At 47.6% G+C, this 6,206-nt stretch carries 9 protein-coding genes and 1 pseudogene; 3 read left to right on the forward strand and 7 right to left on the reverse strand.

Annotation, left to right across the window (positions count from 1 at the left end):
* The 3 genes and pseudogenes from AXFE_RS21745 to AXFE_RS17190 form a co-directional block, all read right to left on the reverse strand.
* Positions 1-95 (reverse strand): IS3 family transposase (locus AXFE_RS21745; protein ID WP_407071697.1); only part of this gene is annotated, 95 nt, incomplete at its 3' end.
* A 270-nt stretch (positions 96-365) separates the two neighbouring features.
* Positions 366-579: pseudogene (locus AXFE_RS21750) on the reverse strand (transposase); the annotation flags it as partial.
* A gap of 12 nt (positions 580-591) precedes the next feature.
* A complete protein-coding gene (locus AXFE_RS17190) occupies positions 592-972 on the reverse strand; it encodes a hypothetical protein (RefSeq protein WP_052607136.1) in 381 nt (126 codons plus the stop codon).
* A 224-nt stretch (positions 973-1,196) separates the two neighbouring features.
* Between AXFE_RS17190 and AXFE_RS20215 the strand changes: the two genes are divergently transcribed.
* On the forward strand, positions 1,197-1,334 hold the full coding sequence (locus tag AXFE_RS20215; protein ID WP_160291929.1) for a hypothetical protein: 138 nt from the start codon (positions 1,197-1,199) through the stop codon (positions 1,332-1,334).
* Positions 1,335-1,481: 147 nt separating this feature from the next.
* Here AXFE_RS20215 and AXFE_RS17200 read toward each other — a convergent pair whose 3' ends face one another.
* Positions 1,482-1,787 (reverse strand): hypothetical protein, encoded by a 306-nt coding sequence (locus AXFE_RS17200; protein ID WP_052607138.1) that lies wholly within the window; start codon positions 1,785-1,787, stop codon positions 1,482-1,484.
* Between the two features lie 191 nt (positions 1,788-1,978).
* On the reverse strand, positions 1,979-2,530 hold the full coding sequence (locus tag AXFE_RS17205; RefSeq protein ID WP_052607139.1) for a hypothetical protein: 552 nt from the start codon (positions 2,528-2,530) through the stop codon (positions 1,979-1,981).
* An 803-nt stretch (positions 2,531-3,333) separates the two neighbouring features.
* Here AXFE_RS17205 and AXFE_RS17210 point away from each other — a divergent pair.
* Together AXFE_RS17210 and AXFE_RS17215 are read left to right on the forward strand one after the other, a co-directional pair.
* Entirely contained in the window at positions 3,334-3,699 is a 366-nt protein-coding gene (locus tag AXFE_RS17210) for a cupin domain-containing protein (RefSeq protein WP_052607140.1), read from the forward strand.
* Positions 3,700-3,971: 272 nt separating this feature from the next.
* Positions 3,972-4,541, forward strand: coding sequence for a MarR family winged helix-turn-helix transcriptional regulator (locus tag AXFE_RS17215; protein WP_052607141.1), 570 nt, complete (start codon positions 3,972-3,974; stop codon positions 4,539-4,541).
* A gap of 726 nt (positions 4,542-5,267) precedes the next feature.
* Here the strand turns inward: AXFE_RS17215 and AXFE_RS17230 are convergent.
* Together AXFE_RS17230 and AXFE_RS17235 are read right to left on the reverse strand one after the other, a co-directional pair.
* Complete coding sequence (locus AXFE_RS17230; RefSeq protein WP_152626200.1) at positions 5,268-5,456, reverse strand: hypothetical protein; 189 nt, start codon at positions 5,454-5,456, stop codon at positions 5,268-5,270.
* A 115-nt stretch (positions 5,457-5,571) separates the two neighbouring features.
* Positions 5,572-6,206, reverse strand: a 635-nt coding sequence (locus AXFE_RS17235) for a transposase (RefSeq protein ID WP_160291930.1), incomplete at its 5' end; no start/stop codon positions are given.

The raw sequence follows: 6,206 nt of genomic DNA on the forward strand, positions 1-6,206 counted from the left end.
CGCTCTGTTGTGCAGCGTGCGATGTCGATACCTTCGCGCTTAAGCGCACACCAGAGCTTCCTAAGCCCATATACGGAGTAGTTGTCCTTGTGAATTTTTACTTATCTTCGTCTTGAGAGATTTATCACGAATAGATCTCACTGAGGCAACTCGTGATTTATTAGAGTAATAAGTCGAGGAAGCGAACTGTAAGACCCTACAGATCGGCTGGACTCCCCACTTTTGCTTATTGCAATCTATAAAAGCAATTACTTGCTTCGCTTCGCGCTTTGACCGTCCAACTCGGTCGCAAAGAAAATCGAGGCCGCACGTAAAATCTCATTAGCTCTACGAAGCTCTACGACTTCTCGCTCTAGTTGACGGGTGCGCTCTCTCTCATTGAGTAGTTGTTCCTTTAGTCTCACCGACATCTATCGAAGCCTGACGTACCCAAGTACGTAGCGTCTCGGGCGTCATTTACAGCTTCTGAGCAACAGATTGAATAGCTGCCCACTGTGGGGGATACTCACCTCGATGGTCCGTGACCATTCGTATTGCTCGATCACGAACTTCGGGTGAATACTTCTTTACTCTTGCCATAATGATGACTCCTTAACTCAAGACTAGGAGTCTCCAAGATTTCCGGGGCGTATCACTTCTCATTTTGCCTGAAGCTTTGGGAATCTTACGTTCTCTAACTCGGGTGGGTGTGAACTGGCGTTGTTTCAGACTCCTTCGAAGCTCATCTAGGAACTCATTAGGATCAGAGATGGAAATTGGTGATATTCCATCAACGCCAGGTGTTCTTGCTCCTCTGTTGCCTCTGACTCTGGCCCACGCCACCTGGAGGAAGGCTGGGTCATAGACGAGGTTATACAAATCGCTAAAGACACGCTCCTTATCATTAGTTGACCATTGGTACAGCTTCGTCTGCATTTGATGTACTCTGGCTTCGGCCTCCGAGAGGTCAAAGCCAGATGCGCCCGTATTCACAGGTGTCCTCCATTTATGTAGATTCTTCTATAACTTTGCTGGGGACCTTCACCATGTGGACGGCTTTCCCGTCCTCGGACTACTACGACCCCTCCGTCCCATTCGACTAGCATCAGTCGACAACGAACCTTCCCTTCTGCCAGCTGGATGCTGGCCGGAGAGGGAGCCACTCGAATGGTTCCCACGTTCACCTTTAGACCGTTTGACCGATTAGGTGCCCAGCTTTGCCCCTGCAGCATCGCCACGGTTACGCCGCAGGCTTTCTCCGTGGCCTCTTAGTTGGCGACATCGACCAACTAAAGAGTTCTCGATACAAAAGCATCGATGCGCGCTGCTACCCAGCCCATATCTACCAGATTTGAGCTGGTGGGATTTACTTGAGAAGCTTTACTGCGCTGGTTCCTCACGTACACCTTTCGGTCTTGTTTGCCGGACCCATATCATCTGGTAGTGCTGACCTGTTCCGGCTTTATCAGGGCTGCTTGCCATCTTTACCTGCGTTTGAAGGCTTAGACTGCCCATAACTTCATTAAACCTGCTGCGACAGGTCCAAGGTGGAGTCCTTTCATCTCCACACGGTCTAATGGCGCCTCGTGGCGCTCTATATCTGTTACCCAAATTTCAAGGGGAGCATTTGCCAAATGACTAGGAGTACCACGTTTAACTGCTGTTTTGGCTCTACCTCTATGGTTGTTTTGCTTGTGGTCACGAAGAATTCGATAAAAGGTAGATTCCGATCCGAGATAGATTCCCTTATCGGCCAAGGCTGGAACTACTTGACTTGGAGGAAGTGACGAGAACTCCTCCTTATGCATGGTATCTAAGATCTCTTGACGTTCAGATTCATCTAGAGCAAAACTGGGTTTAGCCCTAGTGGCAAAGGGGCGTTTGTCGTGGGTGTTGTCACCTTCAGCTTTCCATCTCTGAAAGCTACGTAGTGACAGTCCAAGTTCCTTGACCGCTAGTCTAAGCCTAGCTCCGCCGTTATGAGCTTCCTCAATAAGTTCTACTTACAAGTAGGCGATCTGAAGGGGAGGTCATTCGACCTCTTTGTCCCCGACAGGTCGCCTGGGCTTTTCCTTAGCAACTCCAGCAATGTGTAAGTTTCTGCGAGTGCCTTTTCTTTTCTATTTAGCTCTGACTCGAACTTCTTTGATCTGACCTTCTCACTTGCTAGTGCAGATCTGTATTTGGATACCGCTTCACCAGCCTTATCGTTCGCCTTTGAACAGGTAATACGCCAGTCATTTAACTCTTCCTTCAAGATTGCCTTTGTGCGAAGGTATTCTCCAAGTTGTAACTCAGACATTGTTGCAGTTGCAAGCACGGCTTGGAACTTAGCCTCTGAACTCCATAAACTGGCTGGAGTTCGCTTAGTTGGATCTTGGCGATCTATCTGGTCCTTTAATTCACGATTCCAGATGTAGATAGTTGTCTTTGGTATCTGGACTTGTTTAGCCAAATCGGCGATTGCACCTCTGGGTGCATTGGGATCTGACAACAGCTCCCTCAGCCTCTTGACAACAGCTTCTTTTTGATCCTTGGGATAAGGCTTCATCGTGTTCGATCAAAGTTCTCGCCCTGCATGGTTGGTATTCTATTCGAATAGATGCCAACTCCCTTGACACCTAGGGCCACTGCTTCGATGCTCGCTACGTATGGAACCTAGCAACGCAACTTAGGGGGCACAGCAACAACGCAACCTAGGGGTTAGGAGCCGTTCTCAACGGGTTACCTCCAATACCCAAGCTCATGATGAACTAGCCGAAAGCTCGCAAGGACACCCCGCTAAAAGCTGAAGGGCCGACATTGGGTCTTGGGATGTGGAGGAACATCGCACGCCGTCACCCATAGCGACCCGGTGAAGCGTCAACCAGGCAGGGCCGCGTGAGCGGCTATGGAAGCCTTGTTCATAAGGGTGGAGTGGATGTCACAATGGCCTGGCGGCGCGTGTTATCCTGTCCGAGTGAAGTTTTTACTAACATAATCAACTCATTCAATTGGTGTCAATCATCATTTTAGTGAAGTTTGAGGAGACTTGTAGACGAAGATCTACGGACACTTTAGTTGGTTGGGTGGTCCGAGGCGTTGGCCATCTTTATTCAATTAAGAGATTAGCAATGGCAAACCTCTGTCTTTTGTGGATGATCATACTCGTTTGTTCCTGATAGCTCGACACTTAGAAGACAAGGTTGATTTAGTGCATGGAATGCTATTTTTGTAGTAATCGATTTCGGATAGATTTGATAGTGTGAAGAATATCACATCGTTTTGTCGGTGAATGGTCGTCAATAACGATCAGAATATAGACGTGGTTGTAATTGGAATGCTACTTTTATTTAGATTGTGAAGAATTTTTAGATGAAGATCGTTGAACTTGGCGAGACCTTTCCGATTCGACCAGAGAGATATAGTGGGGATGTTGCAATTCAAGCCCTTCGAGTTTCACCAAATCCAGCCGATGGCGATATACTTCATGTTCAATATGAGCCAAATTGTGTGACCAATTGGCACCGGCATCCGGGTGGGCAGTTTATCTACATTCTTTCAGAGAGCGCCATTATCGGGGTTGAAGGTGAAGAGCCGACTCATGTAAAAAAGGGTTCGTTGGTGGTTGTTACCCCTGGCGAGAGGCATTGGCATGGCGCTACTGTGAATGATCCGGCGGAGATTTTAACCTTCACCTTTGGAATCACAAAATGGGAGGACGCCTCAATCACTAAATGATCCATTGGCACGTATTCGAAGTCGAGCCGCCATTTTTGTTATTTGAGCGTCCGGAGGATTTCCTAACGAAATAGGCACGTGCAAATATCGGGTTAAAGGGAGATGTTGTCCTGGCTGTGAGGGTTGGAATCCCGTTTGCAATTAGTTTTTGATGGCGTGGTTTGGACTGATGCAAGTTGGACGATATCTCTCGATGATTTGGTTGTAGGATTACTGTTAATGCCTGATCGAATGCGGGGTCGATAGTAGGCACATGCTGGGGATGGAAAAGTTTGGCTTGGGGATTTATCGGAGATGACGACATAGTTCTCACTCCTGCAGAACGCGATATATATTCACGAATTGGCGATAGGCAGATCGATGTCTTTGCCACTGGCGTGCTGTCGAATGTATATAGAGTTGCATCGCTATTGCGTAACCACATGGAGCGCGAGGTGCTTGGAGAGTGCAACCTGTCCTTCACGGCATTCATAGTCATGTTTACCCTTTGGGTATGGGGAGACATGGAATCCAACCGGTTAGCTAGTAGGGCCGGTGTCACCAAGGGAACCTTAACAGGCGTAGTAAAGACCCTCGAAAAGCGTGGATTATGCGTGCGGCAGGGTCATTCTCAAGATCGTCGTCGCGTTATCGTAGCTCTTTCAGACGAGGGTCGAAAGACCGTCGAAGCTGTAGCTCCTTCGTACAATTACGAAGAGAGCCGACTGGTGGAGGGTATTGGTAAGGAAGAGCAGCTAGAGGTAGCAAACGCTTTGCGAATGATCCTAATGCGAGGTATGAGCCTAAAAGAACCGTCAGATCCCGAGATCGTGGAGCAAGGCGATATCGACGAGGTCGAATAACTATCTTTTGAAGAGCTGTGAAGCTCTATTGGATTTTTATGGATTCGCCCGCAAGGAGATAGTAGATTTGGCCTGTTGAGGGCCTAATTTCCGACGATCAAGACAACGACTTGGTCAGTTTAAGCTCTGATTTCTCTTTTGCCATAGAAAAGAGCGATAATTTTGACATAGCTGGCAATGGTTCACACCTAAGGATCTTTACCTGCCTGATAAATGTGGTGATTATCAAGGTGCGATTACAGCCACTTTGGCAATTCATAATCAATTGCAAGGCATTCAATCAGCTTCGTGCTGGGTTTTTAAATGGGCTTTTAAGTCAATGACGGTGTTAATTTTCAGATCTTGAAGCTTGATAGACCAATAGTTTTCTTTGTTCGTCGAAGCCGTGATTTGATGCGGCTTATTCGGGTCTTCGGATTTAACGGTGGAAAGTAAGCATCTAAATCAGATAAAGCCTCTGGCTTTGGGCTATAGAGATAGGGGTTGGCACGTCTAATGGCTCCTTGGACGACGATCAATTATCGACTAGAAATCTCTAAAACTCATAAGGTGGATGTTTGGGTTCGCCATTGGCGAACCCAAACATCCACGAGAACATCTATCCCATTTGATGAATCTACAACTATCTGAGAATTGGCATATCACCACGTTTAGTGTGAATTAGGTTGTCGGAGACTGCTCGAATACAAGAGCAAGCTTGATCCATGACTCATCTTGAACTAAGGCCTATCTTGAATTAAAGCCCCAGGTGCGACGATAAAGTGCCACGGATAAGATCGCAATAGCCCCTGGGTCCTGATATGAGAGGTTGTTGGCCCTCATCGGGACCTGCGCGTCGCCAAGATTGACTAACTCTGTGGAAAATTGCCAGGAGAACAATGTTGGAATGGGCAGAACGCTTTGCTTTCTGCCCATTCCAATGACCTTCGACTTCCAATAGGCTTCGGCTATGACCATCTCTAGCTGATAGCTATCAGCTAGAGATGGTCATCTTGATAGGGCTACGATTTTCTATCTGCCACGCTGGAGATTAACGAAATGTCGGTGTTACGGTTGCTAGAAGGTCCCAATTGACCTTGCCACCGCTAAGGAGTGTTCGAATGCGGAAGTTGTAGAAGTTAGTCATGCCAAAGGCGACACGCTTTGTCACCTTGACCAAGTTGTTCATAGCTTCAGTAGGTCCATTGGTGACATGACAAGAGTGCCAGGCTAGGATCTCCTCTTTCCAAGATGTAAGAGTTCTCCCAAGGAGCTGCACCTCCTTGGGATTGTCAGCTCCTGTAAGTTCTAGAAATAGGCTGTCTGCATATCTACGTGCAAGGCTCGGGTCAGAAATGGTATATAGCTCCCTTAGGGCCTCTTTGGCCTGCCAAGCAGTAGCAACCTCATTGCCTGGATCATCGGCTTTGAGTAGTCCAACGAGCTTATCTTTGGCATAACTAGTCAATCGTTCATCTGCCATAGTTAGTAATCGTCGTATTCTATACAAAGGATCACCTGCTCTTGCGCGTGACCCATAGAGCTCGTTCTGAACTCGACGCCTAGTTTCATCGATTCGTTGGTTGGCCAGCTTGATCAGGTGAAATGGATCGGCTACAAGGGTTGTCTTTGGCAGAGCCTTTCTAAATACGGCTTTGTAACCACCAGATAGATCGAGGGTTCCCC

Origin of the sequence: Acidithrix ferrooxidans, assembly GCF_000949295.1 — a bacterium.
GTDB lineage: Bacteria > Actinomycetota > Acidimicrobiia > Acidimicrobiales > Acidimicrobiaceae > Acidithrix > Acidithrix ferrooxidans.

Coding starts and splice junctions, on each gene's coding strand:
- AXFE_RS17200 (WP_052607138.1), bottom strand. CDS start 1,787: ATGCATAAGGAGGAGTTCTCGTCACTTCCTCCAAGTCAAGTAGTTCCA.
- AXFE_RS17205 (WP_052607139.1), bottom strand. CDS start 2,530: ATGAAGCCTTATCCCAAGGATCAAAAAGAAGCTGTTGTCAAGAGGCTG.
- AXFE_RS17210 (WP_052607140.1), top strand. CDS start 3,334: ATGAAGATCGTTGAACTTGGCGAGACCTTTCCGATTCGACCAGAGAGA.
- AXFE_RS17230 (WP_152626200.1), bottom strand. CDS start 5,456: ATGGGCAGAAAGCAAAGCGTTCTGCCCATTCCAACATTGTTCTCCTGG.